Genomic DNA, 25,286 nt, shown 5'->3' with positions numbered 1-25,286 from the left:
ATGCTACGCATCAGCAGGTTCAGATTGTCCGCCGGCGCGCGCAGCCCAGAAAATTCTTCGGCAGTCAGGAAGGGACGCAGTTCCTCCAACTGCTGCGTCAATCGCACAGGAGTCGCCCGATCACGCAAGCGCTGGCGCAGGGCATGAGCATAAGCGATGGCACGCATGATCATGCGCATCCGCACGTCCGCCAATCCGTCCTCAAAGCGTAACGGCATGGCGGCAGCAATCAAACTTTGGCATTGGCGCGCGAGATTGCGGCTTTCGTACACGAGCTGTCCCCACAACTTACGGCCTTCCCAATAGCGATCATAGGCGGCCGAATTGCGAAAGCCGAGGAAGATGGCCAGCGCCAACCCGATCAGCGTGAACGGTATGGGCGTCAAAGTGACCTTGAGGTCAAAGAACGAGCCGTGCAGCGCAGTGACGGCCACGGCCAGGATGATGTTAATGAACAGCACGACGGCCACACGCGGCAGGATCGACCCCTTCAGAACGAAGAACAGCTTCAGGCCCGAGGGGCGGTCGCGCACGATCATGGTCTTGGCAGGAATGAAATGAGAAAACGATTCTACTGCAGGAGCTTAGACGCGAGCTACCGCGCGAAAGCAGTGGCCGGCTCGCTGGTGGAGACACTTGAGGCAAGACTGCTCATTTGCGAATGACGCGGGTTCGATCTGCTCTGCATCCCCTGTCGGCTTCTGGAAGGATCCCCACGTCATTGCCAGTCGTCCGGTGCAATCTATCAATCCCCCGACTGGGCGTCATCGTTACCGGATACCGCTGGTTGGCTGGTTCCCGCTGGTGTTGGGTGCGGTTGCCACGCTCGTGATGACGACGTGGAAGGAAGGGCGGCACTTGGTATACGAAAACCTTCAGCGCCATCTCGTTCCGCTCCACGATTTTCTCCAGCCCCTGTTTATCGGCGCACCGATACGTGTGGAAGGCACCGCAGTATTCTTTCGTGCGGAAGGGGACGACGTGCCACACGCGATGCTCCACAACCTTCTGCACAACAAGATTCTGCACGAGCGCACCGTATTCCTGACGGTGAAAAACGAAGACCTTCCTCGTGTTCCATCCTCTCAGCGGGTGCAGGTGGAAAATCTTGGTCACAACTGCTACCAGGTAAATATCCATTACGGGTTCATGGATGAACGCGACATTCCTCAGGCGCTTAGTCAGTGTAAGGAAGTGGGACTCGATCTCGACCCGATGCAAACATCCTACTTCATTGCACGGCAGAACGTCATCCCGCGGGTTGGCAGCGGCATGGCATTGTGGCGGGAAGCATTGTTTGCAACAATGTCACGCAATGCGCGCGATGCAGCGGATTACTACCGGGTGCAGGCCAATAGAGTCATCGAACTTGGGACGCAAGTAGAAATATAGATATAGGTGCAATTCGCGGATTTCGACGGCGCCAGAAAGTCATGAATGGCTTCTTAGGATCGACTGTTCCATGTCATGCGTTCCTGACAGTCGTCTGGAACGGACATCACCATGGATTCCCAAATAGGCTCACAGCGGCCGATTCTGTTTGCAAGGACTTCCCCTGAGAGTCAAAGAGAAATGAAGGCGGTGCCTGCGGCAGCAGGCACCGCAACCATCGCGGAGGCCCAGTTACTGTAGTCATATGTTCGATAGATGGCAGCGGATACAACGGCAAGCAAAGGTACAGACTGCGTCTTTGCAAACGGCCTTGTTGCGTCCAGGAGCTGGCGCGGGCCACGATATTAGCCGCACGAGAGTGCCCCATTTGAAATCCGGCTCGGCGTTGCAGCAGGGATCAACTGCTGCAATCAATGCCAGCCAACAGAATCGGCGGGCTCTTCTCTCGTTCGGTCCAACCTCGTCTTGCTATCGTACCGGGCTGTACATCAGAGATTCATGGATTCTTTGGTGACGCAATGGAAGTCATGGGATGCCGTTGCCAGGCCGATGCATCATAGTTCTCGTCCCTGGCCAGCATCGCCCACAGCATCCGTGCATGTTTGTTGGCAATGGCAATCACCGTCTTGAAATAGCCTTTGCGGCCGTAAAGTGCACTGATCCAGCGCTGCAGGCGGTTTGCCTTGGCTGGATCGGCCCGCAAGGCACTCTGTAACGTGCTGCGCGCTCCCTGGATCAACAGGTTGCGCAAATAGACGTTACCGTGCAGGCTGATGCGGCCAAGACGCGTCTTGCCGCCTGAACTATGTTGGCGCGGTGTCAGCCCCAGCCAGGCACCAAATCGTCGGCCGTTCCTGAACACCCGGGCGTCGGGCACCGTGGCAGCCAGCGCACTGGCGGTAACGGGCCCCACTCCAGTGAGCTGCATCGCACGCTGTGCAGCAGTACTGTGGTTTGCATGGGCAGCAATATGCGCATCGCATTTGGCCAATCTGGCATGCAATGCACTCAGTTGTTCCCGCACTTCCAGCAATAACGCGTGAATCCGATCAGGCAGGCGAGCGTCTTCAGTCAGCGCCGGCAAGGCGGTCAGCAACCGCTCTGGCGACCGGGGGATGACGACACCATACTCGGCCAGCAGCCCGCGCACGCGGTTGAGCAGCGCAACACGTTCTTCCTTCCAGCCTTCCCGTGCGCAGTGCCAGGCCAGCATTGCTTGCTGGTCAGCTGTCTTGATCGGGACAAAACGCATCGTTGGTTGGCGGGCAGCAATAGCGACCGCTTCTGCATCGGCGGTATCGTTCTTGCCCCCTTTGCGAAACGGCACCACGAATTCCGGCGCAATTAGCCGGGTCGTGTGGCCGCGTGCGGCAAACCACCTTCCCCAGTGGTGTGCAGAACCGCAGGCTTCCATGGCAACCATGGCAGGTTCCAATTGCGCTGCCCAGCGTTCGAATGCTTCTCTGCGTAACACCCGTTGTTCGGTGACGGCGCCATATTGATCCATGACGCATGCCGCGATGACATCCTTTGCGAGATCAATCCCGATGGTAGTAAGCTGGTGCATGACTTCCCCTCCTGGTTAGATTGAACGGTGACACCTCAATCTTGGCACTTGATGCCTTGCGACTTCAACGTCGCTTCGGGACGGGGAAGTCCCTTACATTTGAAAAAGCCTTCCAGAAATATCCGACAAGGCAGATTGCTGCCATAACGATTCGTCAAACGAATTAGTCATATAGAAAAGCAGGAAAATGCGCTACTCCCTTGACCTAATGCACTCGCTTCGATAGCAAATAAATATTTCTCGAGAGTTTTTCAACAGAATCGGCCAAAAACGATCTTCCAAAGTGGCGTCACTATCCCAAGAACGGATGTTCAATAACTAATAGGGAATTCTGGACAGCAGTTTTGTTGACAGCGCCGCGCGTACTGCAAAAGTGATTCCCAGCGCATGCTTTTTGATCGTTGTCGTTTTCACTGCGCTGCGGCTAGCCCCATACATTGCTGGCCTTTCTTCTCGTTCTTGTAAATACGTCAATGGCAGTGGACAGCGGGCATGCCTTCGCGACGTTAAGAAATGGAGCCCAACCGAGTGGGCAAACCCATCGAAAGCGCGTTTGATGCCCAAACTGCAATGAGTATCTATTTCCATTGTGCAATTGTGGATATGATGGAGCACAGTCCTCGCACTGCATAGCATTTTTAACCCCATTTATTCGTCGCTTTCGTTTCATCTAGCAAGTCGGCTGTGCCGGATTTCTGGAGAATTGCATGGTTTCTCGCCTATTTACCTTATTTTTGCTGCTTGCTAGTGCCATAACATCTGCGCAATCCATCCCGGACTCCACTCGTTTGATGGCAAGCGCCGATGCTGAAAAACCAATCCAGTTGCAAAGCTTGCGCATCAGTGGCGAACTCAGCGGCGGCATGGCACAAACCACAGTGCAAATGGTGTTCTTTAACCCCAATCCGAGGCCGCTCGAAGGCCATTTGCAGTTCCCGCTGCTGGCCGGGCAGCAAATTACCGGTTTTGCGCTCGATGTCGATGGCAAGTTGCGTCCCGCCGTGCCGGTAGAAAAAGCCAAGGGCCGACAGATTTTTGAAGCAATTGAGCGCCGCAATATCGACCCGGCTCTCCTTGAAAACACTCAGGGTAGCAATTTCAAGCTGCGGGTTTACCCGATTGCCGCGCTCGGCACGCGCATGGTGGAGCTGAAATATGCCGAAGCGCTGCCGCGCGATGGCATGTACTGGTCCTACCGCCTGCCGCTGGCGTATGGCGAGCGATTGCAGGAGTTCGATCTGACGCTGAAAGTTCATGGCAATGGAGCTGTGCCGAAAGTGAGCGGTGCGCTCGGCGCCGTAAGCTTCAGCAGACAAGGCTCGACCTACCAGGCACACGTGGCGAAAAGTCGCTTCGCCCCGAGCGGCATGCTGAACATCGTTACCCAAGCCAGTGTGCAGCCCCAGACCTATATCCAGGAACACGACGGCCACACTTACTTCGTCGCCGAAATTCCGGTTTCGACCAAACGCGCAGCACGGCCGCTGCCGAAGATCGTCGGTTTGCTCTGGGATAGCTCTGGCTCCGGCGCGGCACGCGCGCGTGATGCCGAACTGGCGGAACTCGACCGCTATTTCAAGGCGGTGGGCAATGCCGAAGTGCGGCTGACCAGATTGCGCGACCGCGCCGAATCGACTGCTGTTTTCCATATCGTCGACGGTAATTGGGAGGCGCTGCGCAACGCATTGCAGAATACCGTCTACGACGGCGCCAGCGCGCTGGCTGGTTGGCAGCCGCAAGCGGATGTCGAGGAATATCTGCTGGTGAGCGATGGTTTGCTGAACTATGGCGCGAGCCGATTCCCCGAACTGGCCGCAGGTCAGCGCCTATACGCGCTCAATTCTTCGCTGGCCGCCGACACCGGCCGCCTGGCTGCGCTGGCCGAGCGCAGCGGTGGCCGGCTGGTTCAGGTGTTGCCGGACAAGCCTGGCGCCGCCGCTCAAGCCCTGCTGACGGAAGGTGCTCATGTCCGTAACATCAGTGCTGTAGGCGCAACCGAGGTGCTGGCCGACTCCCCCGATCCGCAAGGATTGCTCCGCGTAGCAGGTAAGCTCATCAACGGCAGCGCGAAGCTAACAGTGACCGTGCTCCAGCAAGGCCAGCCGAAAGATGTGACATTGGCTGTGTCAGCTGGGGCACCGACGCATGCGCTCGCTGCCTATTTATGGGCAAGCTCCAAGTTGCACGCGCTCGAAGCCGATTTTGAAGTCAACCGCGGGGCAATCCGCCGGCTGGGAAACCAATTCGCCATGCCGACTCGCGAAACGTCACTGATCGTGCTTGACCGGTTGGAAGACTACGTGCGCTATGACGTCATGCCGCCGTCCGAGTATCTGACGGCATATGAGCGGATGAAGGCGCTGCGCGGCGCCGAGCTGACAAGCAAGCGCGAGAAGCACTTGGAGCGCGTGCTGCAAGAATTCGAGCAAAAAGTGGCGTGGTGGGAAAAAGCCTATCCGAAGGGTGAGCCGCCGCAAAAAGCTGAAACCAAGGCCGTGCCCATGCCGGGGCAAGCTGCGCCGGTGGCAATGGCGGCTCCCGCGCCAGTGATGGGACTACTCCGGCAAAGTGATGCCGCCGGCGCGCAGCGGGCAGCATCGCCGACAGCAACGGCACGTGAGCCGGCGCCGTCCGACATCGGCATTTCCCTGAAAAAATGGCGCTCCGACGCCCCCTACATCGCCCGCATGACTGCAGCCAGCGCCGACACTTTGTATCAAGTGTACCTGGATGAAAAGCCTTCATATGCCAATAGCAGCGCCTTCTATCTCGACGCGGCCGACATGCTGATCGACAAGGGGCAGCGCGACCTGGCCTTGCGCGTGCTATCCAACTTGGCCGAGATGGACCTGGAAAACCGCCATGTGCTGCGCATCCTCGGTTACCGGCTGCTGCAGGCGGACGCGCCCGAACTCGCCATTCCGGTATTCGAGAAGGTGCAGTACCTGGCGGAAGAGGAGCCGCAATCCTTCCGCGACCTCGGCCTTGCGCATGCAGCGGCCAAGCATTACCAGCTGGCGATCGACCAGCTGAACGAAGTGGTGGTGCGTCCGTGGGATGCGCGTTTTGCCGAAATCGAGCTGATTGCGCTGGCGGAAATGAACGCGATCATCGCCGCCGCTCCGTCGCAGCCTGCGCTCGACACCAGCCGCATCGATGCCCGCTTCCTGAAGAACCTGCCGCTCGATTTGCGCGCGGTGCTGACTTGGGACGCCGACAACAGCGACATGGACCTATGGGTGACCGATCCCAACGGCGAGAAGTGCTATTACGCGCACCGCTTCACCTACCAGGGCGGGCGCATGTCACGCGACTTCACCGGCGGCTACGGCCCGGAAGAGTTTTCGCTGCGCGAGGCGAAGCCCGGCAAGTACCGGATCGAAGCGAATTTCTTCGGTTCCCGCCAACAGATTGTTGCGGGCGCCACGACCCTTCAGGTGAAGCTGTCGAGCGGATTCGGAACGCCTTCTGAGAAAGACCAAATGATCACGCTACGGCTGAAGGAGCGCGGCAACACAGTCTTCGTTGGCGAATTCGAGGTCAAGCCGAAATGATCACGTTGACTCGCATGCTCGCCGGCGTCCTGCGCCGCTCGCCCACCGTGACGTTGCGGGTCACCGATGACGAGGGTAGGGTGCTGGTGGATGCAGCCAATGCCGGACGCGACGATTACCGGTTGAGCGTCGCACTGCTCAACGGGCCAGTGATTGTCGACCTGTACGGACATTACCTGCGCTTCGTCGACACCGGCGGCAAGGCCGCTTATCGCGGCACGGACGCCGCCAGCCGCACCTACGTGAAGTTCGGTGAATGCATCCAGGACAAGCGCGAGCTGCACATCCTGATTGAACCCTCCTCATGACAGACATACAGAATCCAGTATGAAAAAAATTCTTATATTTCTGGGTGGCCTGGCCTTTGCGGCCAGTGCAGCGGCTGCCGACTCGGCACGACTGGCGCTGTGGATCACCGATCCGGTCGGTACGACCAGCGGCATCCAGTGCGACCTGGAGGCATCGCCGGCTTCTGCCGGCAGGTTGCAGGCCATGCCGCTGCCGACCACGCCACCGACACTGACCGAGCGCGACGTCATTGCCTGGAATCGGAGCAACGGACGCTGGACGCTGGATTCCGCGCGCTTCATCGGCATCGAATCCGCCCAGCGGTTGCAGGATCACTGCTTTCTGCTGGCCATCGACGGCAAGCCGGTCAGCAGCGGCATCGTGCTGTCCGAGTACTCGGCGCGCCTGACCGGCTTTCCGACCCTGATCGTCATCAACCGGAACGACGCACTGACATTCGAGCTGTTATCCAGTAACCACGGCGCTCACATGCGACACCTTCATGCCGAAGCGCTCGATGCGGTGCTGCATGAAAAGGCAGTACAAGAGAAATAGTCATCTGACCGGAGCGACAACATGGTTTTGATCCGCTCATATTTGCTTGCAGTCCTGGCATGCGCGGCGCCGGCAGCACTTGCCTCACCAACCTCCGATGAATTGCTGCACTGCCATCAGATGGCTTCTTCGGCACTATTGAGATGCCTCGACCAAAGCCCTGGGTACAAGAACGGCAATTGCTGGGATACCGCCCGCTCGCTGAATGACACCTGCTATGACAATGTCAGGAAAGAGCATCGGGCGGACACTGGCAGGATCGAGGCAGAAAGGCGAGCCAAAGAACAGCGCAGGCAAGGAAGGGACGCGCAATGAAAATGCTGCGGATTCTCGCTGTCTGCTTGTTTGCGTGCTGGATAAGTGTAGCCGGCGCCGAATCCTGGTCGCAGGCGAACTATCGCGCCTGCCTGGCCGACGCCGACAACGGCTATGCGCCCTGCCGCCACGACCGCCATACGGGTGGCGTCTGTCGCCATGAATATCGGCAGGAGAAGAACCGCTGCTGGGCGGCTTTTCAGGAAATGGGGCGCGGCGATCCCTATTACGGCTCGAATGGCGGAGCCGTCCGCTTCGAACCGGTACCGATTCCGCAACGGCCGGCGTATGTCTTGCCCGGGATGAAGTAAATATATTTGCCCAGAATAAAATAATTTGCCAAAGTGACGAATTTGGCGGGGACCAAAGAAGGGGAGCACCTGTAATGACACTGAATCGAGCCAAACGCCTGTTGGCGTTCGTGTTCGCATGCTTGCTGGCTCCTACGGTCGCTTGGTGCGCCGACAAGGAACCGGGTGGTCAAGGGACGCTTGTCCCCGTGGGGAACAACGGTACACATTGCTTCGACACCCATTCCGCCATCGTGCAGAAAGTATGCGCGGATTATCAGATCAACTGGAAGCTGTGGGCTCTGATGGGCGAACCGGTCGGCAACTACACATTGTCTTGGAAGCTGACCAGTATCCAGTTCCGGGACCAGCGCAAGCGGGGGGACAGGCTATGGTTCAGCCCCGACAGTCTGCCGCCGGAATTGCGGAAGGCGGCAGGCCTCATCGAGCTATATATCGACGGCCATGCTTCAGTCAATGTGACGGGAGCGCATACCATCGATATGCTGGGTTTCAGGCACCGCTTCAATACCGGCACCGCTGTGCGGCCGGGAGGGCAACATTCCTTCAATGTGCCGGGCAGCCCCAGCTGGGATGACGTCTTTGGGCATTATGACCTGTGCAAACCTGCAGAGGCTGGACAATGGAAAGTGGACGCTAAGACGGCACAGAATGCCTTCAAACAGGGGATATACAGCCTGCAAGACTTGATACTTTGCCCGGAGTCCGGCGTATCGGAATTGACGATGCTGGAAGATGCGGTCGACAAGCTGTGCAGCAAGCCCGGTGCCGCCGCCAAATTTGTGTTTTGCCAGAAGCAGGAAGAGAAGGACAAAAAGGACGCGGCAAAACAGGATAAGGAAGCCGCGGGCAACAAGGCGCAAAACAAGGAAAAGGAACCATCGGCACCCGGGCTCGGCGCCAGCGTGCTGGATGGCGCAGGCAGGCGTCCGCCAGAGAGCATTCACGACTTGCTGGACGAAAGCACTGAGCGAACCGCGATCCGGAAAAAACTCGCGCAAGAAACCGCCAGCTATCGCCGCACGGCCGAGGCAGCCTGCCAGGACATTTTGCGCGATATTGATGCCTGTTACGTACGCGCGCAATGCCCGCGTCCGCAGCCGCCAGCAGGCACAAGCGAGGGTGAATGTAATACGGCGCGCGGTGGCAATGAGGTTCCCGACCTGTACCTTGTCACTAGTGATTGTGATGAAAAGTGCAGAGAGGGAATAGCACGTCGGAGGAAAGAGGAACGAGAAAAGGAGGCACGCGAATGGCATGCGAAGTGGGATCCGATCAGGACTCGCTGCGAGCCCTACTACGAACAGCAGAAGCATTACCGCCAATGCGAGAAAAACGTGCGCCAGACATGTAACCCGAAAAACTTCAATAATTTAAACGAGTGTACCAATGAACAGGTACGCACCAAAGGACCGACGGAAAAAGATGCGCGCAAGCTGATGCAGAAGGAATGGAATCAGCGTTCGAAAACCGGATCGTCGATTACCAACAGCATCCTAGATTAGATTGACACTCTTGCTGAATGAAGGCCAAAACCATGAAACACCTGACCTCGATATTGTTCGCCTTGATCTTGTCCACCAACGCGTGGGCACTTCCGCCCCAAATCGAAGCGGACCGGCTTTTGTTGCAAGCCAAGACGGCACTGGATGCCAATGATTACGAGATTGCGATCCAGAGTTTTGAAAAAGCGGCGGTGCTGAACGTAAAAATGCCTGATACCTTTTATTTTCATTTTGGCAAAGCGTATAGCGGTGCCAAGAAGTGGGAAAAGGCGCGTGCCGCTTATGAACAATATCTGAACCAAACGGGGACGCGAGGTAAGTTTTATCGGGAAGCCCTGGAAGGTTTCAACCAGGCCGACCTCGAATGGACGAAAGCGGAAAAAGCCTATACGGACGCGATGGCGAAGTATACGCAGGAGCAAAACCGCTATGAGGCCAATATGCGGAATTGCAAAACCCAAGAGTACGATGACTACAGAAAAGAGTTAGAAGACCGTAAGGAAAGAGCATGGCAAAAATGCCAGAATTATGGCAAGTATGGTTGCATGGACGGCATGAGCGGCTCAAAAGCGCTATTGGAAGCTGCCGAGTCTGCATCCAAGCGGGTCTGGGAATTTAATGAAGCTCCCAACACGTGGTGCAACAAACGCTACACCGCTCCGAGCAAGCCGCAACGATAAGGTAAAAGCGAGTTTGGCGTTACCGTCTTCGATGGCGGCAGACGCAAGTGAACAAAGGTCAAAACTGGGTGAAGAAGGAAGCGCTCATGAAACGCATCGGCTTGTTGCTGGTTGCGCTCTCATTTTCGGCGGTGGCCTTGGCGCTCGCGCCTGAAATCGAAGCCGACCGTCTGCTGTTGCAAGCCAAGACGGCGCTGGATGCGAATGATTATGCGCAAGCCACGGCAAGCCTTGCAAAAGCGGAGAAACTCGGCACCAAGCTTCCTGATACGTTTTACTACCATTATGGATATGCCCTGTTCAAGATGGACGATATCGAGAAAGGCAGGCGCATGCTTGAAAGGTATTTGAACGAAACCGGCACCAAAGGAAAATTCTATCGAGAAGCGTTAGAGACCTTGAATGCAGTGGAAAAGCGCAGCCTTGAGATTGAAAAAATAAAACAGCAGAAAGAAGCCGAGTCAAGGAAAGCAAGTGAGCGCCAAGCTCAGATCGATGCCAATTGGCACACACTTCCCATGGCATACCCAGGGTATTCCGCGCGCAATCGGGTGAAGGTGCATAAGGTCGACGGCGGGTACTTCTACGACGACGCTCCCAGTTTTTCAATGGAAGAAATGGCAGACAAAATTTGCCCGCAGCTTAAAAGCCGCTTCATGAACGAAGAAGGGCCGTGGGCTTCTTTCACCAATTGCAGATGCGATCACACCGAATCGGGAAATAACTGGGATGTGACCTGTTATGCCGACACCCGTTCAAACTGGTTTTTGAAGAAAGAACGGCAAGAGAAGCGCTAATCGGCAAGGCAGGGGGCTTGCGTGCGGCTCGTGCATTTACCATATCGAATATCTGCACAGGATCTTGAATCAGCCGTCAGCATGCCGGAACCGAATAAAAGACCAGACAGATATTAAAGTTCTCGCCGCTGAATTTTCCGCCGTGCCTGAGCGAAAGGTATCGCGGGCTACTGGAAGCACTGTTGCCCGATGCTTCGAATAGCAGCCTGGCACCGGGCTGGGATGATCCCCCCGCACCGACGACAGATGACGCCTGCGTCAGGCTTTTCAGCGTCACCCCAGTTTCCTTGAGGTTATCAACATTCCATCCGTCAGCAAGCTCACCGGGCAAGGTGATCTCAAATGCCTGGCCTGCTGTCATATCGAACAGGTTTTCCTGCGTGGCTTTCTCCAGCGAGATCTTTATCGGTTCAGGAGCAGGCGGAATGTGGGATCTGACATTGATATTTGTCGCCGTTCTCTTTGCCCCTATATCCGTGGTCAGGATCGTAATACCACCCATGGCCCGAAACGCCCACCAGGTATAGCCATTCCTGCTATTTTGAAGAGGCACCATCGCTTCCATTGCAAGTATCGGTGCGAGCTCCCTGAATCGTGGCGAATCCAGGACGCGCATATCGACGATGCGATTGAGTGGTACGTTGCCGGTGTCGACTTTGGCGCTCTTCGGCAGCAGGATATACAGCATGTCATCCTGATTCTGATCCACTTTGCCGCGACCAAAGCGGATGGTTTTGTCGGAGGCATCCACGAAGTCTGATTGCGGCTGCAGGTTGATCCTGGGCTTATCGATACAGGCCGAAACGGATGATGCTGCAGTCAAGATCAGTAATGCGAGCAACCATGCAGCCAAGGCAGGCATGGTTGAGTCCTTCGAGCACAGATAAAAAAGTATTGGAAGCGTTTCACAAGTGAGCTTTTACTGTTGATGACTCGTGTGGGCGTACGGCCTCGCTCGCCACCATTTTCTCAAATTGGAACTCGCTCTTTCATCTTAAAGAATCCAATTAAAGATTTTCATACCGCGGCCCTCTTGAACGCCATTTATTTCAAGGCGTTCAATTGAGTAGCTTGAAAACGACGACCTCCTTTTGATTACCCTCCGAGATCGTTACACGTGTAATTGAAATGCTCGGATCATAAGGGTCCGGGAGATAATCAAAGCTTGCGGCTGGGCCTCTGCGCGGAGTGACAGAAAGCACCCGATCCTGCGCATCATAGGCAATGGTCTGCTTGCTGTCATCGAGATAGATGATTGCAGTCATGTTGTCATGATCGTCGTACTCAAATTTTTCCGTTTCCCCGGAAGGAAACTCCTGCCAGACAAGACGCCTTTTAGCGTCATATCGGAAGCGCGTGACTTTTCCCTTTTCATCGGTGACCGAGGTAATCAGCGTGGTCTTTGGATCCCTGGTGACGTTGAGCGATGCGCCGGTACGAGTCTGGCGGCTTTCCACATGGACTAACGCACCTTTTAGCGTGTAAGTTTCGCTGGCGGTCGGGCATTGGTTTCCAAAAACGCGGATCATGCGATCGCCTTCACGACGGATCTGGCTGTTCTCGCGGCAGATGTCGCCCTTGAAAGCGCCTTCAACTACGAATACCGAGCGGTCCGGGATCGGCCCCAAGGACAGCGGCTCGATGGGGCTCTGGTCTGGAATCGTGCCCTTCTTGACAAGAGCTTGCCGCAATTGCTCCTTGGCGGCGCGCGCCTGGTTTTCGGCCTCGGTCAAATAGCGCTTATTGACGGCTTCTGTGCTTACATACGCCTGCCCTGGGCTATCGTCTTTGAGACGGTAATGCGTGAAAGCGCCCGTACCATTTTCCTGGATCACCAAATCACCGTCGGTGAGAAAAGAAACGGTATTGTCCATCGCTGTACCCCAGCCCAATCCATACGATCCTTGATGTTCGGATTTGGAGTTGTAGATTCGGTCGAAGGGGATGCCGGAAGGGTCGTTATTGTCGGCCGAGGTCTTAAAGGTGATTGAGAAATTACCGTTACGTACGTTGACGCCTTTGACAACGTAAAAGCTGCCGTCTGGAATTTCAACCACTTTGGGCGGCTCAGCCCAGGAAGCGTTGATTGAAGTGAAAAAGAGGCTAACAAGAAGTAAATTTCGCCGGATCATAAGAGTCTTCTTCTGTAGTAGTTAAAGTAGTTAAGCGGATGCTCGGAAAGAAAATTCTGCCATATCAATTTGTAGGTCGCCTTCTGGAGCCTGAGCAGTGGCAGCATGAAATCGGGGATGCGGATCGCCCGCTCCACCGCTTCACCGGATTCTCTTCTGCCGACGTCATCTGAACGCGCTGCACCAGCGGCTTTGGTAGGCGGGATGCGAGCACACCTTCGCAATTTCATCGTTGTACGCGACTTCAGAACAATCGTGTTCAAAGCTGGATACCTTGCGTTTCAAACGTGCCTGGTCCGAGCGCAGCTCGGATACGTTATATTCAGCACCCACGTTATACATCTTGATTCTGCGATTGAGCTCGTCGTTTTCGCCTTCGAGATCGGCGGCCCTGCGCGCGCAGGACTCAAACTTGGCTTTGTCCTCTTCAAATCTGGCTTGGGCTTCTTCATACTCCGCCCTGGCCTTCTCTTGCCGCTCACGATCAAGTCGGATTTTCTCGCCTCTTTCCTTGTGGGCCTGTATGCGTTGGGCGGTGTCATCCTCGACCATTGTGACTGATTCAAGCTTGATGACAAACCAGCCGAACGGGGAGTTTCGCGGCTTGGCGCTACGTTGTCCAGGCTTCAGGCTTTCGAGTTCAGCAGCAACAGCGCTCTGCAGCGAGCTCACTCGTGCGTACTTCATCAGCCCGCCGTCCTTGGCAGAATTGCGGTCGATACTGCTTTCCATCGCCAACTTGCCAAAGTCAGCGCCTGCATTGAGCTTGTCTTGAATTTGGTCGATCGCGGCCTTGTCTTTAGCGATGATGGCTCGAAAATTGTATTCGGCCACGTTCTCAGCCCAAGCATGGGTTGCAGCCAGCGTCATTGCCAATGCCAGGTATGCCCTGCGCGTGGCTGAGATCCATTGAGATTCCATGTTCATTCCTTTTCTAAAGGGTTTCTACAATTTTTCGAGTGATAATTCAGCACGTCGGAATCGGATAAAAGACCAGGTAGAGTTCGAAAGTCTCGCCGACGAATGCCCCGCCGCGCCGGATCGACAAGCGTTGCGGCACGCTGGAATAATTGCTGCCTGAAGCATCGAATACCAGCCTGACCCTGGGCTGCGCTGGCTCAGCACTCCCGATGGCAGGCTGTAGCTGCGTCAGGCTTTTCAGTGTCACGCCGTTTCCCTTGAGGCCGTCGACCGACCATCCGGCCGCAAGCTCGCCCGGCAGGGTGAATTCAAACTCCTGGCCGGCTCGCATCCCGAAGGGGCTTTCGCGCGTCGCTTTTTCCAGCGGCACCTTTACCGGTTCGGGAGCAGGCGCAATGTAGGGTTGGACCTCGACATTCAGCGCTATTTTCTTGCCGTCGATATCGACAGTCAGCGTGGTCTTGCCGTGCCTTGCCTGGAACGCCCGCCATGCATAGCCTTGTTTACCATCCTGGAGTGCCACCATCGCTCCGCTGATGAGCGATTGCGGAGCGCGTTCTCGGAACTGCGGCGATTCCAGAACATGTATATCGACGATGCGATTCAGCGTTGCATCGCCATTGTTGGTATCGACCTTGGCGTTGTCCGGCACCAGGATGTACAAGATGTCGTCCTGATTGAATTCCGCACGACTGCTGGCAAACCGGACTGACTTGTCAGGGAAATCCATGAAGCGCGATTCGGCATTCGGGTTGAAGACCGGTTTTCCTATGCACGCCGAGGCTGGTGATGCCGCCGTCGAAAGCAGAGAGGCGAACAACAACGCAGCCATTGAAGACACGGCTGAAGTAGTCGATCGAGGATAAGAGTACAGGGACGGTTTCACGGAAGTTTTTCTCTGATGAGGAATAGTGTGAATATTTGTATTTTTCGACTGGCCTTCGGTATATCAATCGACCCGCTGAAAACAAAACACGGGCTGCGCAAACATCTTTTCGGAGGCCGGCAATTCACTCCACCATTTCACCCACCCCTCGCCAGGCGACGTGACCGTAACGTGCATGAAGGGCCCGGCATAGCGCTCCACCTTGCCTTCCAACTTACCGGCATCGATGGCTGCGGCGAACAGGCTGGCGCTCGGTTCGATGCCGCACAGGCGGTTATCTCCTTCCAGCGCATACTTGATCAAGCGGTAAGGCGCACTTCCTGTGTACTGGCTATGTTGCAAGGCGCTCAGCCTGTTTCTGTCGACCAGCAGCCAGTCGGTATTGTCGAAACGCAGCGCCCGCGCGATCAGCGGCGTATCGGGAATATGCCTGGCATCCGGCCGGGTGCTGAAAAAGTCGATACGCAGCATGCCGTCCGCCAGGGCGCTGACGCGGGCCCGCTCGCCATTGTCCTTGCCTTCGCGCGCCCAGACGCCCTGGATATCGGCAGACAACGGAACACGATAGGAAGCCGGCGGCTCGTAGACAAAATCGGGGGCGCCGCCGCAACCGGCCAGCAGCACGGCGGCGATGCTGATCCAGTTCAGCCTCACGACGCACACGCTTTTTCTCCTTGCCCAGCCTGGGGCGTCCTCGAAGCGCGCAGCTCGCAAAGCCCATTCCTCAGCTGGCGCAATTCCAGCTTGACCTGCTCGGTTTCGTAATACTGCGAGCTGTAAGGATTGGGATGACTGATAGCGTACAGATACAGCAGGCACACACCGTTCAGCACCAGACTCAGCACGGTCAGAACTTTCCACGCGCGTGACATGATCCCCCTCTTCATCAATCGATCAAAAACCTTCCGCACCCTCGCATGAGGGTGTGCCTGATTGAACGATCAGGCCGGAGCAACGGGGTTAAAAATGCAAGATCAGCGTGGTTGTTTTTGCAGTGCCTCGATGTGCGCTTCAAGCTTCCCCGGGACCGGATACTGCGGATAAGCCTTGCGGAATTTGTCCCATTCGGTCAGGGCATCTTGCCGCAAATCGGCCTTCAGCAATTCCTCGATCAGCGCTACCCATGCCTTCGCCTTTTCCGGGTCGGACGAAGGGGAGGGGGGGGCCGCGATAGCTGTCGTATCGGCGGCCGGCGAGTGTCCCGGCACGGCGGCCGGAGTTGGCGCGCGTGCGGGGGCCGCCATGATGCCCGCCCGTGGGATGGTTTCCAGCGTGTCTGCTTGGGCGATCTGGACGGGGGCCATCGCGGTGTCGCGGCCGGCATCGGGTTTAGGTGCAACTTGCGGATCGGCCACCGATGTCCCGGCCTGGCGCTGGACTGCCGGCTGTGGCTTTGCCGCAGGCGGCTTTTCGCCAAGAGCGCCGCGCGCAGCCGATTGCGCCGGGGGCATTGCCGCCGGTTGCCGTGTCGGTGGCGCCTCGACGGCCGGCGGCGGTGAAACTTGCGCGACAACCAGCGGTGCAGGGGCTTCAGAATGCGTTTGCCAGCGCAGTAGCAACAGGAATGCACACACCACGCTCGCCGCCATCGCAAGCGGGGCACGCCAACGCCTCAGGAATCCCGGCTGCGCACGGCCAGCTTCATCGGGCATGACAGGGTCATTGGCGGCGGAATGCGCCAGGTCGGCTTCCGCTCTGGCCAGTATCACGGCATCCAACTCCGCCGGCGGTTCCGGCTGCGCCAACGTTCGCAAGTGACGCGACAGATCATCCCGACCATGCAGGAAGGCCTCGAACTCGTCGTCGAACTGATCCTTGCCCGTCATGCCCGTTCCTCCTGGACAGCCTGCCCTTGGGTGAAATGCTGCCGCAATTTGCGCATCGCATAGCGCAGCCTGCTCTTGACCGTTTCCGCCGGGACGGCGCAAAGCTCGGCGATCTCATCCAGGCTCATGCCGTTGAACTGTTGCAGAATCAGTGCTTCCCTCTGGTCGGCCGGCAGGGCACGGATTGCCGCGTGCAGGTCTGCAGCCAATTGTTTCGATTCGAGCATTGATTCCGGCGATACATGGTCTTGCCCCGCATCGGCCAAGTGTTCGAACGAGCTTCCGCCGTCGCTATCCATGCCGAGGTCGCCGGCCAACAGCTCCTGCTGCTGGCGCAGCAGGTCGATCAAGCGGTTGCGGGCGATCTGGTACAGGTAGGTGCGAAAACTTGCCCGCGGCTGGTAACGGGAGCGGGCATGGTGCAAGCTGGCCCAGCTATCCTGTGCGATTTCGTCCACCCATTCCCTGCGCGGCGAACGCCATGCCAGGAAACCGTACAGACCACGGCTGTGACGCCGATAGAGCTCCTTGAAAGCCGGCAGATCGCCTTCGCAATAGCGCAGCATCAGGGCTTCGTCGGATAGGTCGGCAGACATGGCGCCTAGTGTAGCCAAGATGTATCCTATCGGCAACGTACATGTTTAACCCCGGTTGCCTTGGTGCGACGTTGCATATCTTATGGGCGGCGACGCGGTAAAGGCAGCACCGCCCCGCGTGCGGTCCGCGCTTTCAATTGCTTCGGAACGGAGCGAATGCGAATACTAAGGAGACTTCAATGCGCAAGATTCAAGCTTTTTCCGTCATCTCAGCCATGTTGTTGCTGTCAGCGTGCAGTTCACCCACCATCAAGGACGACGGCACCGCCGACAACCGCAGGGCACGCCCCGAACCGCACCCGACTTGCTGCATGAATCCGGAATCTCAGCGAAAAGAGCATGATGATCCGGCCAGCATTCTCGCCAAGCGCAGTGTTTATTTCGATTTCGACCAGTACGTGATCAAGGATGAATTCAGGCCGCTGGTCGAGGCGCACGCGAAATATCTGGCCAACCATAGGGAAATCAAAGTCTATGTTATCGGCAACACGGATGCACGCGGCGGCCGGGAGTATAACGTCGCACTGGGGCAAAGGAGGGCAGAATCAGTGCATAAGGTGTTCTCTCTTTACGGCGTCGGCGAGAAGCAAATGGAAGTTATTTCCTACGGCGCGGAGCAACCCAAGGCGGAAGGTAACGATGAGGCTGCTTGGGCCGAAAACCGGCGCGTGGATATTAAGTATTTCAGTGAATAGAACGAGAGTCTCTTTCGCTATTTCGTGCGCTTCGGCTCATGATTAAGGACAGAAATGTTAAAAGGTGGACAGGTCGTTACGGTGATGCTGTTGGTTGCTACCAGCATGGCTCTTGCCGGTAATGCAGAGCAAGACAAATCAGGTTTCGTCGCCACCTGTATCGCGCTGGATGACGCAGGCGAGCAAGTCGGACCAAGCACCGCCATAAGACGAGACCGGAAACAAGCGCAACAAGCGCCCGAACAGGCATATCGTGAGCATCTGCCGACGGTCCTGCAGCTACGTGATTGTGCCGAGCGTGATGCCATGCTAACGACGCAGCAAGAGGAGCTCGATGCCGAGGAGGCGGCACTACGGGCGGAAGAAGCCAGGCTCGCCGCACGCAAGCGCGCAATCCAGGCAATGCTGAGCAATGGCAGCACGGAACGCCTTGCTCAGGCCGAAGGTGAACTGAGTGAGGCATCAGCCCAGCTAAAAAAGAAAATCGACAATTTCGCTCGATTGTCTGAGCCATATGGCGCTGGGGTGCTCTACCAAGTGCAACATTGTGCGTTTTCACAGGTGCGTCGACAGGACTTGCAGCAGTTGTGCCAGGAAGGCACGTATTCGCGTTTTTGTGCGAAGTATCAGACATTCCAAACCGACGAGTAAACATCCTTGCTGGCGCAAGTGGCTTCAAACGCAGTCTGCTCACTGAAACCCTGTGTTTTCCGCCGGCGGCGGGAGCTGCGCCACCTAAGCGCCACGACATAAAGATGTACTTGAGGGGATGAAACAGCCCTTGGATAGTGGGAACAAGTGCTGTCTGCTTGTTATTCGAAACCTATATGCAAGCTTCGGTCAACCGCATGTTGAATGGCTACTTTCCGGAAGGCGCCACTTCCACTTCGTGCCCTGAGCCGGTCCGTCAAGGGTTTTTCACGGGTTTTCCCATCAGAGGAACGCAAGTTAGCAAGCCAACGGCTCGGCATGCCAAGCCGTTGGCAAATCTGAAGTGTGGAGTTCCTTCACCGCATCAAGGGTGCGCTGCGCCAGGCTGCATTAGCAGCCTGCCCTTGACCCGGTGGCGGAACATACCTCTACTCAGTAAGGAAACCGGCGATTAAAGTGGCGCAGAGTTGACCAGACGCGAGCCGTGCTGCTGGAGTGCTTTCAGGTATCGGGTCTCGTCATACGGGGTACGGTTCTTCCAGCAGCGATACAGGATACGGATCCACTTGATCGCAAGCGCACGAACGGCCATCGCATGTGGCTTTCCCTTCTGACGTTGCTGCTGGTAGTACGCGCCTGCCCAATAGGAACGTGGAATGGTCGAACCGGCCCATTCCACGAAGCTTTGCCGCAGAAACGTCGGACAGGCAATGCGCCAATGCACCCAGCACTTGTTGCCGCTTCGCTCGATCACCGGGGCAATACCCGCATACTGTTGCAGTTGTGCCGCACTGTTGTAGCGACCACGATCTTCACCGAACGCCACCATGAGCCTCGGTGCCTGAATGTGGCCTGCCCCCGGCAAATTGGCAAACAAGTCGTAATCCGGCAGACGCCGGGCGGTCGCGTCGATTTCGCTGTCATACTGCTGCAGGGAGTCCAGCAGGACGCGCAACTGCGCCACCAGGGTGTGCATCATCAGCCGCGCCGGGCCCACGATAGCAGGATCGTTCGTCAACGACGTGGCGACCTTGATTCCCTCAATGCGCCTGTCAATGAGATAGCCACGGCGTACTGAATGCTGATGGAAGAATTCCTCCAGTGTTACGCGTCGTGCCCGCTTGACATGCAATAGAGTCGGCCAGCGGGTCAGGAAGTCGCAGAACAAACGCGTATTACGGTCTTCAAACCAGTCTAGTACTTGCGGATAATATTGCTTGAGTGTGCTGACGAGCTGGTTTGTGATGCGCAGCGTTTGCTCAGCCAGGCCCCGGCGTGCCTCCACTAGCGCTGCGAGCGCGCGCATGTCGGTACTCTGCAGTGCAATCGGATGCAATCGCTCGGGATGGCGCAGCAAAATCTCCAGCGCAAGTTCGGCGTCGCCCGGGTCATCCTTGGCGCGACTGGGAACAAACGCCTGACGGTACGTGGCCAACGTTGATGGATGCACGGGAAACAGCACCAGGAAATCATGGCGCTGCAGGGCAGATACCAGGGGGCCGCGCGCAAGCTCGACACAGACCGCAATGCGGCCGCGAAACCGCTGATGCAAGGTGTTGGCCCAATGAGCGATGGCCTGCGGCGAGTGTTCGAAGATGCCGGATTCACGCCGCGTTGAATCCGCAGCTTGCAGGCAGAAATCGTGTTTGCGATCAGCCCAGTCAATGCCGACATAGGCACTGAAAGCCGGGTTGTTTGGGGAAGATGAATGCTTCATCATCACCTCCTGGAAGGGGATTGTGATGGGTAGGGGAAACAGACATGCAAGCTGGGCTCTGCGAAGCCAATATAGAGAGCCGGCGAAGCGGCACGCCCTGAGTATTCGTTGACGAACCCAGGCGCACCGGGGAATTCGAAACCAAAGCGGCAAACATCATGTGTTTGGGTCGACTATTCGTAATTCCCCAGTGCATGTCCTGACTTCACTGACAGCTACCTGCCAGTTGTGCGCTGAACCGCCCCGGCTTTTGAGGAGGCCGGTTGGTGTGAGTCAGGCCATTTCGACCTGACCGGTTAATTGCCGGTAGTAGTTTGCCTCAGCTTCTGCCGGCGGGATATAGCCAATCGGTTCCAGCAGCCGATGATGGTTAAACCAGGATACCCATTCCAGCGTTGCCAGCTCCACGGCTTCCCGCGTCTTCCATGGCGCACGGCGGTGAATCAGTTCCGCCTTGTACAACCCGTTGATCGTTTCTGCAAGCGCATTGTCGTAGCTGTCGCCCTTGCTTCCGACTGACGGCTCGATGCCGGCTTCGGCAAGACGCTCGCTGTAGCGAATCGACACGTACTGTGAGCCGCGGTCGCTATGGTGAATCAAGCCGCCTTCCCGTTCCGGCTGCCGAGCGTACAGCGCCTGTTCCAGTGCGTCCAGTACGAAGTCCGTCTGCATTGAACTGCTGACCCGCCAGCCGACAATGCGCCGGGCGAACACATCGATCACGAAGGCCACGTACACGAATCCCTGCCAGGTCGAGACATAGGTGAAGTCCGATACCCAGAGCTGATTTGGACGCGTCGCCTTGAACTGCCGGTTGACACGGTCCAGCGGACATGGCGCTGCCTTGTCGGCTTGCGTAGTACGCACTGCCTTGCCTCGTATGACGCCGCGCAGGCCGCACTTGCGCATGAGTCGCTCCACCGTACAGCGCGCCACGTCGCTGCCTTCGCGGCGCAGTTGCTTCCAGACCTTGTCCGCCCCGTAAACCCGCATGTTGGCATGCCACACACGTTCAATGTGGGGAATCAAGGCTTCGTCACGCTTGGTGCGTGCGCTTCTCAACATCGGATTGCGACACCGGGCGGCATGGCGCCAATAGGCCGACGGGGCGATCTGCATCACTTCACAGAGCGGCTCGACCCCAAAGGTCTCCCGGTGCTCGTCGATGAATGCCTTTATGATTTCGATCGGCGGTCGAGCTCCGCCTGGGCGAAATATGCGCTGGCCAGGCGCAAAATCTCGTTGGCACGGCGCAATTCCTTGACTTCCCGCTCCAGCGCTTTAACCCGTTCCTGCTCGGTCGTGGTTGCCCCCGAACGCTGGCCGGTATCACGCTCTTGCTGGCGAACCCAGCGCCGCAACGTCTCTGCCGTGCAGCCAATCTTGCCCGCAATCGATTCAATCGCCGCCCACTGCGATTCGTATTGCTCCCTGCTCTCGAAGACCAGGCGCACTGCGCGCTCCATGATCTCCGGCGAATATCTTGTTGATTTCTTCTTCATGGCTCCATTTTCTCAAATATTGGAGCCTCCTCGATTTCCGGGGCGGTTCATAGCGATAAAGGATCTAATTGATGCTGGCGAACCGCATCTTAGTAACGCAGAAAAACTCGCTTCGTCAATAAAGCTTGATTTCTCAATACTAAGAGCAGTACATGGAAAGGCAATAACCGTGGGAGAGTTGGTGGCTCATATCGTCCCAATTAGCCGATTAGATCATATTGAAGGTGCGCTATCGAGCTTGGTTGGTAAAAGCTTCCTGCAAGCGCTTCGTACAACCACAGATCGTTGGGCACACGAGATACGAGGTGAGGCAAACACGCCTATTCTGTCGAAACCGGATGAGGTGTTCGCCGACGTGGTGAGAACATTTGAACTTAGGCACATCATTTGTCACGAAATAGCCTCTGCATACGAGATCGATTCCAATGAAGTTGCGCGCTGCTTTGAGAGCTGTGTGGCATTCTTACGTGTGGCAGATGAATTCATTTCCGAAACAATTCATCCCGGCGCTCCGTTGAGCCAAGCTGAGATGAATATCGCTGCATTCGAGTCGCTCGCGGAAAAGAAGAAATTATTGGAAGATGCTGTTGCAACGATTAAGCTGCGCCTTGATTCAACTGAACTTGCTGCATTTGAAATCGCTCATGAAAATTGGCAGAGCTATTGCGACGCATGGGCAAATTTTGTCGCAGGAGATCAAGCAAATGGTGGAACGATTTGGCCAATGATCTATTCCGGCACAGCGGAGACTTTGGTGCAGCATCGGTTTGAGGAGGTAAGCGGTTGCGGGCGGCTAGGCGATGGCGGCTAAAAATCCAACTCACTAATCAACCCTGGCAGCTACGCCGCTGGTTTTCGCAAACGTTAGCCGTCCGACATTGTCCACCACTTACCTGACACGATGCAAAAGGAACCGCCCCACACACCCTCTGAGTTCGCATTTGGCGCTGTTGTCGTCGTTTTGCTACTCGCGTCTTTGGGCCTTATTGCTGCAGGCGGATGGTTATGGTTCAAGGGTATGTTGGAAAGTGCTGCTCCAGCATGGATTCAAGCTATTGGTAGCATCGCCGCGATATTTGCAGCCACAGAAATTGGCCGCCGCCAAGCGCACGCAGCAAGTGATCTCGAAGCAAAAAAACAGGCCGCAGCAGAGATACAGAAGCTCAAGATTGTCATGGCACTCATGGCTCGTGCACATGGCCTCAGCAATGACATATGTAAGGCATTCTCCACTTCTCAGTTTGATGACTTCGACCAAGTCTCACCGGAATTAATGGTAGATACACATCTTGCACTACGAGCTTTGCCGATTTTCGAGATACCAGATGGCTTGCTCGCGCTGGACGTACTGACGATAGGTAGAGCGCTGGGCGTCATGCACGAGAATTGGCAAAGACTTCGGGAGTTGTGCAATACCGATCCCGCGTCCCTTCTGGAGGAAATCGCAAAACTGGATACTCTTGCGACCGAAATCGGAGAAATCAGTCTTGCCGCTCTTAATGAATGCAAAAAGGAAATTGCAAGTCGTTCGATTTGAGTTTGTCATGTCCATTCTGCCGGCTAACTTCTCGGCCAACCGATCCACCCGCAACTTGCGCTTGCGGGTTCCCTTTGCGCTACACGCTCCGGCGGCCGGCTACCTCAAACATTAGCAGCTGCCTCTCATTTGTCCGCGAACGTCCGCCATGGGTCGAGAGTGTGTAAAAACATGGTTTTGCCGCTAGACCAGCACGAAATAGCGGAATAAAAGAAGAGCGCCTCGTGACATGTTGTGGTCGTGTCGTTCGATTTTCACGTTTTCACACAGTCTCGGCCATATACGGACATTCATATTTCTCTCAACCGTAGTTCACTCGATAATCCAAGGCTTTCCGCCCCCCATTTTTCCCATATTTTTGGGATAGAGGCCTTTATGCTTTCAGCGCTAGCATATTGCTTAATAGACATAAGTACAAACCATCGGTAGACTTAATAAATTGCATCTAGTGCAACACTTGGACGTATTCGTATGGATGCCATCTTTCCCGATTATTGATCTCCGCGTGCAGCAATTATGGAAGCCTGGGTTCTTGTTGAAGATGCTGCTGGAAAGTCTGGCTTTGCTCAAGGCGCAGCAATTCCTCGGGTCAATCCACACTTATTTGTTGAAGAGTTGGTTCGCCTCGGTAAGCTTCCCAAGGACAGTGACTCGCTACTCGATCAGATGCGAAAACTAAGAAATCAGGCTGCTCACCTGCCCGATTTCAGCCTCAATCAAGACGAAGCAGATCGCTATTTACAGCTGGCAGCACGAATGTCGGAGCTTATTCTCAATGTGGAAGGCTAACTCTTTGTTCAACCCAGACCCGCGCTAGAAAGCTGGCCGCTTCGCGGCGTATGAGACTCGCTGGTCAACGCGGCGTTAGCCCTCCAGCGAACACTGGCAATTGGTAGTGTTAAGAACGTAAATATCCTCATCATTAAAAATGGAATTTTTATCTCCCGTCGCCGCTCGCACATATCTAAAACTGTGCCGGATCTCATACTCAGAAGGCATCATTGGACGCTACGAATTTCTCTCAAGAATGCGATCACTTTGTGCCCTAGCTTCATCTGAAGAGGAGCCTTTCCAGTACGCCCGTAACGTGTTGGAATATTCAGGCTGGGATAAAGACGCAGAGTGGATCAACAAATTTGGCACCATTGAAAGCTCTACAGACGAACAACGTACCAATGATCGAGGCAACGCACTGTCGGGTGAAGGCAAGTGGGATGATGAAGACGAAGAGCCAAGCTATTCATTCATGACGAATGCGAGCATGGGCTTTTCAAGGAAATGGGACTTTCATAAGGGGGATGCCGACCCGGACCCGTCTGTCCCGCACGGCCACCATGCTAAGCATAATAAGCGGAAGCTTCATGCGTACAGAGGTTATGTGTATTTTCAAGGTGAGCCTGACGGCAGAGAGCCACGCGAGGCCATGATCCGACTTTGGAACAACCCGGACTTCCGAGACTTTGCCTGCGAGGCGATTATGCATTTTGTCAGCGAGAGGCCTGATTGGGTCTGGGACAGAGACCCACTAATAATTCCCGGGCTTCGCAGGGGGTACTGAAGCTAGCCGCTTTGTGGCGCCTGTCGTGCCCCCACTAGTTCATTCGTTAGATTTTATTCAAACATGAGTCGTACACGAGACATTATTCAAGAAATCGCCGATGTCCGGCAGCGCCGACAATTCGGCTCCGCCATGGCTGAACTCCCGCTTCGACTCTTTGCGCTTGAAAATACCTTCAAGAAGCATGACAAGTCCGAGAAAGAACTTGTCCGGTATTTTCCTGTTGCACTCATTGCCTGTGTTGAAGGCTATTTTCGGGTAGTGAACCGCCCCGGCTTTTGAGGAGGCCGGTTGGTGTGAG

Annotated in this window: 28 protein-coding genes, 1 pseudogene and 1 other annotated feature; of the genes and pseudogenes, 17 read left to right on the top strand and 12 right to left on the bottom strand. The window is 56.0% G+C overall.

Going from position 1 to position 25,286, the window contains the following annotated elements; genetic code table 11:
- Positions 1 to 539: pseudogene (locus tag TSA66_RS25690) on the bottom strand (bestrophin family protein); the annotation flags it as partial.
- 97 nt (positions 540 to 636) lie between these two features.
- Between TSA66_RS25690 and TSA66_RS16650 the strand changes: the two are divergent.
- Entirely contained in the window at positions 637 to 1,392 is a 756-nt protein-coding gene (locus TSA66_RS16650) for a KUP/HAK/KT family potassium transporter (RefSeq protein ID WP_084199665.1), read from the top strand.
- Between the two features lie 496 nt (positions 1,393 to 1,888).
- On the opposite strand, the gene TSA66_RS16645 is transcribed toward TSA66_RS16650, so the two are convergent.
- A complete protein-coding gene (locus tag TSA66_RS16645) occupies positions 1,889 to 2,959 on the bottom strand; it encodes an IS110 family RNA-guided transposase (RefSeq protein WP_040040742.1) in 1,071 nt (356 codons plus the stop codon).
- A gap of 707 nt (positions 2,960 to 3,666) precedes the next feature.
- On the opposite strand from TSA66_RS16645, the gene TSA66_RS16640 reads away from it, so the two are divergent.
- The 8 genes from TSA66_RS16640 (at position 3,667) to TSA66_RS16610 (ending at position 10,964) form a co-directional block, all read left to right on the top strand.
- Positions 3,667 to 6,513 carry a VIT domain-containing protein gene (locus TSA66_RS16640; protein WP_040038515.1) on the top strand — a complete coding sequence of 949 codons (2,847 nt, stop codon included), beginning with the start codon at positions 3,667 to 3,669 and terminating at the stop codon, positions 6,511 to 6,513.
- On the top strand, positions 6,510 to 6,821 hold the full coding sequence (locus TSA66_RS16635; RefSeq protein WP_040038516.1) for a hypothetical protein: 312 nt from the start codon (positions 6,510 to 6,512) through the stop codon (positions 6,819 to 6,821). Before TSA66_RS16640 ends, TSA66_RS16635 begins: the two co-directional genes overlap by 4 nt.
- Before the next feature lie 19 nt (positions 6,822 to 6,840).
- Positions 6,841 to 7,356, top strand: coding sequence for a hypothetical protein (locus tag TSA66_RS16630; protein WP_040038517.1), 516 nt, complete (start codon positions 6,841 to 6,843; stop codon positions 7,354 to 7,356).
- Positions 7,357 to 7,377: 21 nt separating this feature from the next.
- The gene (locus TSA66_RS27085) at positions 7,378 to 7,671 is read left to right on the top strand and encodes a hypothetical protein (RefSeq protein WP_157691528.1); all 294 of its coding nucleotides are present in this window, start codon (positions 7,378 to 7,380) and stop codon (positions 7,669 to 7,671) included.
- Positions 7,668 to 7,982, top strand: a complete 315-nt coding sequence (locus tag TSA66_RS16625; RefSeq protein WP_040038518.1) for a hypothetical protein — start codon at positions 7,668 to 7,670, stop codon at positions 7,980 to 7,982. The genes TSA66_RS27085 and TSA66_RS16625 overlap by 4 nt, the downstream gene beginning before the upstream one ends.
- A 74-nt stretch (positions 7,983 to 8,056) precedes the next feature.
- On the top strand, positions 8,057 to 9,487 hold the full coding sequence (locus TSA66_RS16620) for a hypothetical protein (RefSeq protein ID WP_040038519.1): 1,431 nt from the start codon (positions 8,057 to 8,059) through the stop codon (positions 9,485 to 9,487).
- A gap of 32 nt (positions 9,488 to 9,519) precedes the next feature.
- Positions 9,520 to 10,167 carry a tetratricopeptide repeat protein gene (locus TSA66_RS16615; RefSeq protein WP_040038520.1) on the top strand — a complete coding sequence of 216 codons (648 nt, stop codon included), beginning with the start codon at positions 9,520 to 9,522 and terminating at the stop codon, positions 10,165 to 10,167.
- Positions 10,168 to 10,253: 86 nt separating this feature from the next.
- Positions 10,254 to 10,964 carry a hypothetical protein gene (locus TSA66_RS16610; protein WP_157691529.1) on the top strand — a complete coding sequence of 237 codons (711 nt, stop codon included), beginning with the start codon at positions 10,254 to 10,256 and terminating at the stop codon, positions 10,962 to 10,964.
- A gap of 76 nt (positions 10,965 to 11,040) precedes the next feature.
- Here TSA66_RS16610 and TSA66_RS16605 read toward each other — a convergent pair whose 3' ends face one another.
- From TSA66_RS16605 to TSA66_RS16590, 4 genes are all read right to left on the bottom strand, one after another.
- Positions 11,041 to 11,826: a hypothetical protein gene (locus TSA66_RS16605; protein WP_040038522.1), complete on the bottom strand. Its 786-nt coding sequence runs from the start codon at positions 11,824 to 11,826 to the stop codon at positions 11,041 to 11,043.
- 196 nt (positions 11,827 to 12,022) lie between these two features.
- Positions 12,023 to 13,096, bottom strand: coding sequence for a DUF6531 domain-containing protein (locus tag TSA66_RS16600; RefSeq protein WP_040038523.1), 1,074 nt, complete (start codon positions 13,094 to 13,096; stop codon positions 12,023 to 12,025).
- A gap of 165 nt (positions 13,097 to 13,261) precedes the next feature.
- Positions 13,262 to 14,017: a peptidylprolyl isomerase gene (locus TSA66_RS16595; RefSeq protein WP_040038524.1), complete on the bottom strand. Its 756-nt coding sequence runs from the start codon at positions 14,015 to 14,017 to the stop codon at positions 13,262 to 13,264.
- A 46-nt stretch (positions 14,018 to 14,063) separates the two neighbouring features.
- Complete coding sequence (locus TSA66_RS16590; RefSeq protein ID WP_040038525.1) at positions 14,064 to 14,747, bottom strand: hypothetical protein; 684 nt, start codon at positions 14,745 to 14,747, stop codon at positions 14,064 to 14,066.
- Between TSA66_RS16590 and TSA66_RS27080 the strand changes: the two genes are divergently transcribed.
- Positions 14,746 to 14,883, top strand: coding sequence for a hypothetical protein (locus tag TSA66_RS27080; protein ID WP_157691530.1), 138 nt, complete (start codon positions 14,746 to 14,748; stop codon positions 14,881 to 14,883). The genes TSA66_RS16590 and TSA66_RS27080 overlap by 2 nt on opposite strands.
- A gap of 83 nt (positions 14,884 to 14,966) precedes the next feature.
- Here the strand turns inward: TSA66_RS27080 and TSA66_RS16585 are convergent, their stop codons facing one another.
- The 4 genes from TSA66_RS16585 to TSA66_RS16570 form a co-directional block, all read right to left on the bottom strand.
- Entirely contained in the window at positions 14,967 to 15,566 is a 600-nt protein-coding gene (locus tag TSA66_RS16585) for a hypothetical protein (protein ID WP_040038526.1), read from the bottom strand.
- A complete protein-coding gene (locus TSA66_RS16580) occupies positions 15,554 to 15,775 on the bottom strand; it encodes a hypothetical protein (protein WP_157691531.1) in 222 nt (73 codons plus the stop codon). Before TSA66_RS16580 ends, TSA66_RS16585 begins: the two co-directional genes overlap by 13 nt.
- A 102-nt stretch (positions 15,776 to 15,877) precedes the next feature.
- The gene (locus TSA66_RS16575; protein WP_040038528.1) at positions 15,878 to 16,729 is read right to left on the bottom strand and encodes a hypothetical protein; all 852 of its coding nucleotides are present in this window, start codon (positions 16,727 to 16,729) and stop codon (positions 15,878 to 15,880) included.
- The gene (locus TSA66_RS16570; RefSeq protein ID WP_232429358.1) at positions 16,726 to 17,343 is read right to left on the bottom strand and encodes a sigma-70 family RNA polymerase sigma factor; all 618 of its coding nucleotides are present in this window, start codon (positions 17,341 to 17,343) and stop codon (positions 16,726 to 16,728) included. Before TSA66_RS16570 ends, TSA66_RS16575 begins: the two co-directional genes overlap by 4 nt.
- A gap of 161 nt (positions 17,344 to 17,504) precedes the next feature.
- On the opposite strand from TSA66_RS16570, the gene pal reads away from it, so the two are divergent.
- Together pal and TSA66_RS16560 are read left to right on the top strand one after the other, a co-directional pair.
- A complete protein-coding gene (pal, locus tag TSA66_RS16565; protein WP_040038529.1) occupies positions 17,505 to 18,020 on the top strand; it encodes a peptidoglycan-associated lipoprotein Pal in 516 nt (171 codons plus the stop codon).
- Positions 18,021 to 18,074: 54 nt separating this feature from the next.
- Positions 18,075 to 18,671, top strand: a complete 597-nt coding sequence (locus tag TSA66_RS16560; protein WP_040038530.1) for a hypothetical protein — start codon at positions 18,075 to 18,077, stop codon at positions 18,669 to 18,671.
- A gap of 451 nt (positions 18,672 to 19,122) precedes the next feature.
- Here TSA66_RS16560 and TSA66_RS16555 read toward each other — a convergent pair whose 3' ends face one another.
- Together TSA66_RS16555 and TSA66_RS16550 are read right to left on the bottom strand one after the other, a co-directional pair.
- On the bottom strand, positions 19,123 to 20,388 hold the full coding sequence (locus tag TSA66_RS16555; RefSeq protein ID WP_040038531.1) for an IS110 family RNA-guided transposase: 1,266 nt from the start codon (positions 20,386 to 20,388) through the stop codon (positions 19,123 to 19,125).
- Between the two features lie 273 nt (positions 20,389 to 20,661).
- Positions 20,662 to 21,890 (bottom strand): IS3 family transposase gene (locus tag TSA66_RS16550; RefSeq protein ID WP_094298971.1). Its coding sequence is split into 2 segments (ribosomal slippage): positions 20,662 to 21,605 and positions 21,605 to 21,890, totalling 1,230 coding nucleotides; the frame shifts between segments, so codons are not numbered across the junction.
- Positions 21,493 to 21,609 (bottom strand) — a sequence feature (AL1L pseudoknot). It overlaps the preceding gene by 117 nt.
- Here TSA66_RS16550 and TSA66_RS16540 point away from each other — a divergent pair.
- From TSA66_RS16540 to TSA66_RS27075, 5 genes are all read left to right on the top strand, one after another.
- On the top strand, positions 21,853 to 22,701 hold the full coding sequence (locus TSA66_RS16540; RefSeq protein ID WP_157691717.1) for a lysozyme inhibitor LprI family protein: 849 nt from the start codon (positions 21,853 to 21,855) through the stop codon (positions 22,699 to 22,701). The genes TSA66_RS16550 and TSA66_RS16540 overlap by 38 nt on opposite strands.
- 90 nt (positions 22,702 to 22,791) lie before the next feature.
- A complete protein-coding gene (locus TSA66_RS16535) occupies positions 22,792 to 23,427 on the top strand; it encodes a hypothetical protein (protein ID WP_040038676.1) in 636 nt (211 codons plus the stop codon).
- A 513-nt stretch (positions 23,428 to 23,940) separates the two neighbouring features.
- On the top strand, positions 23,941 to 24,216 hold the full coding sequence (locus TSA66_RS16530) for a DUF4145 domain-containing protein (protein ID WP_269748344.1): 276 nt from the start codon (positions 23,941 to 23,943) through the stop codon (positions 24,214 to 24,216).
- Positions 24,217 to 24,355: 139 nt separating this feature from the next.
- On the top strand, positions 24,356 to 24,985 hold the full coding sequence (locus tag TSA66_RS16525; protein ID WP_157691549.1) for a hypothetical protein: 630 nt from the start codon (positions 24,356 to 24,358) through the stop codon (positions 24,983 to 24,985).
- A gap of 63 nt (positions 24,986 to 25,048) precedes the next feature.
- Positions 25,049 to 25,267, top strand: a complete 219-nt coding sequence (locus TSA66_RS27075) for a hypothetical protein (RefSeq protein ID WP_157691548.1) — start codon at positions 25,049 to 25,051, stop codon at positions 25,265 to 25,267.
- Positions 25,268 to 25,286 lie beyond the last annotated feature (19 nt).

The sequence above is a fragment of the Noviherbaspirillum autotrophicum genome (genome assembly GCF_000818395.1).
GTDB lineage: Bacteria > Pseudomonadota > Gammaproteobacteria > Burkholderiales > Burkholderiaceae_D > Noviherbaspirillum > Noviherbaspirillum autotrophicum.
The sequence above is the reverse complement of the archived record's forward strand: the minus strand, read 5'-3'. Positions and strand labels throughout refer to the sequence as shown.

What these genes read in the sequence shown, in the direction of transcription:
- TSA66_RS16645 (WP_040040742.1), bottom strand. Translation starts at nt 2,959, where the DNA reads ATGCACCAGCTTACTACCATCGGGATTGATCTCGCAAAGGATGTCATC.
- TSA66_RS16640 (WP_040038515.1), top strand. Translation starts at nt 3,667, where the DNA reads ATGGTTTCTCGCCTATTTACCTTATTTTTGCTGCTTGCTAGTGCCATA.
- TSA66_RS16635 (WP_040038516.1), top strand. Translation starts at nt 6,510, where the DNA reads ATGATCACGTTGACTCGCATGCTCGCCGGCGTCCTGCGCCGCTCGCCC.
- TSA66_RS16630 (WP_040038517.1), top strand. Translation starts at nt 6,841, where the DNA reads ATGAAAAAAATTCTTATATTTCTGGGTGGCCTGGCCTTTGCGGCCAGT.
- TSA66_RS27085 (WP_157691528.1), top strand. Translation starts at nt 7,378, where the DNA reads ATGGTTTTGATCCGCTCATATTTGCTTGCAGTCCTGGCATGCGCGGCG.
- TSA66_RS16625 (WP_040038518.1), top strand. Translation starts at nt 7,668, where the DNA reads ATGAAAATGCTGCGGATTCTCGCTGTCTGCTTGTTTGCGTGCTGGATA.
- TSA66_RS16620 (WP_040038519.1), top strand. Translation starts at nt 8,057, where the DNA reads ATGACACTGAATCGAGCCAAACGCCTGTTGGCGTTCGTGTTCGCATGC.
- TSA66_RS16615 (WP_040038520.1), top strand. Translation starts at nt 9,520, where the DNA reads ATGAAACACCTGACCTCGATATTGTTCGCCTTGATCTTGTCCACCAAC.
- TSA66_RS16610 (WP_157691529.1), top strand. Translation starts at nt 10,254, where the DNA reads ATGAAACGCATCGGCTTGTTGCTGGTTGCGCTCTCATTTTCGGCGGTG.
- TSA66_RS16605 (WP_040038522.1), bottom strand. Translation starts at nt 11,826, where the DNA reads ATGCCTGCCTTGGCTGCATGGTTGCTCGCATTACTGATCTTGACTGCA.
- TSA66_RS16600 (WP_040038523.1), bottom strand. Translation starts at nt 13,096, where the DNA reads ATGATCCGGCGAAATTTACTTCTTGTTAGCCTCTTTTTCACTTCAATC.
- TSA66_RS16595 (WP_040038524.1), bottom strand. Translation starts at nt 14,017, where the DNA reads ATGGAATCTCAATGGATCTCAGCCACGCGCAGGGCATACCTGGCATTG.
- TSA66_RS27080 (WP_157691530.1), top strand. Translation starts at nt 14,746, where the DNA reads ATGAAGCGCGATTCGGCATTCGGGTTGAAGACCGGTTTTCCTATGCAC.
- TSA66_RS16590 (WP_040038525.1), bottom strand. Translation starts at nt 14,747, where the DNA reads ATGGATTTCCCTGACAAGTCAGTCCGGTTTGCCAGCAGTCGTGCGGAA.
- TSA66_RS16580 (WP_157691531.1), bottom strand. Translation starts at nt 15,775, where the DNA reads ATGTCACGCGCGTGGAAAGTTCTGACCGTGCTGAGTCTGGTGCTGAAC.
- TSA66_RS16575 (WP_040038528.1), bottom strand. Translation starts at nt 16,729, where the DNA reads ATGACGGGCAAGGATCAGTTCGACGACGAGTTCGAGGCCTTCCTGCAT.
- pal (WP_040038529.1), top strand. Translation starts at nt 17,505, where the DNA reads ATGCGCAAGATTCAAGCTTTTTCCGTCATCTCAGCCATGTTGTTGCTG.
- TSA66_RS16560 (WP_040038530.1), top strand. Translation starts at nt 18,075, where the DNA reads ATGTTAAAAGGTGGACAGGTCGTTACGGTGATGCTGTTGGTTGCTACC.
- TSA66_RS16555 (WP_040038531.1), bottom strand. Translation starts at nt 20,388, where the DNA reads ATGAAGCATTCATCTTCCCCAAACAACCCGGCTTTCAGTGCCTATGTC.
- TSA66_RS16540 (WP_157691717.1), top strand. Translation starts at nt 21,853, where the DNA reads ATGATCTCCGGCGAATATCTTGTTGATTTCTTCTTCATGGCTCCATTT.
- TSA66_RS16535 (WP_040038676.1), top strand. Translation starts at nt 22,792, where the DNA reads ATGCAAAAGGAACCGCCCCACACACCCTCTGAGTTCGCATTTGGCGCT.
- TSA66_RS16525 (WP_157691549.1), top strand. Translation starts at nt 24,356, where the DNA reads ATGGAATTTTTATCTCCCGTCGCCGCTCGCACATATCTAAAACTGTGC.
- TSA66_RS27075 (WP_157691548.1), top strand. Translation starts at nt 25,049, where the DNA reads ATGAGTCGTACACGAGACATTATTCAAGAAATCGCCGATGTCCGGCAG.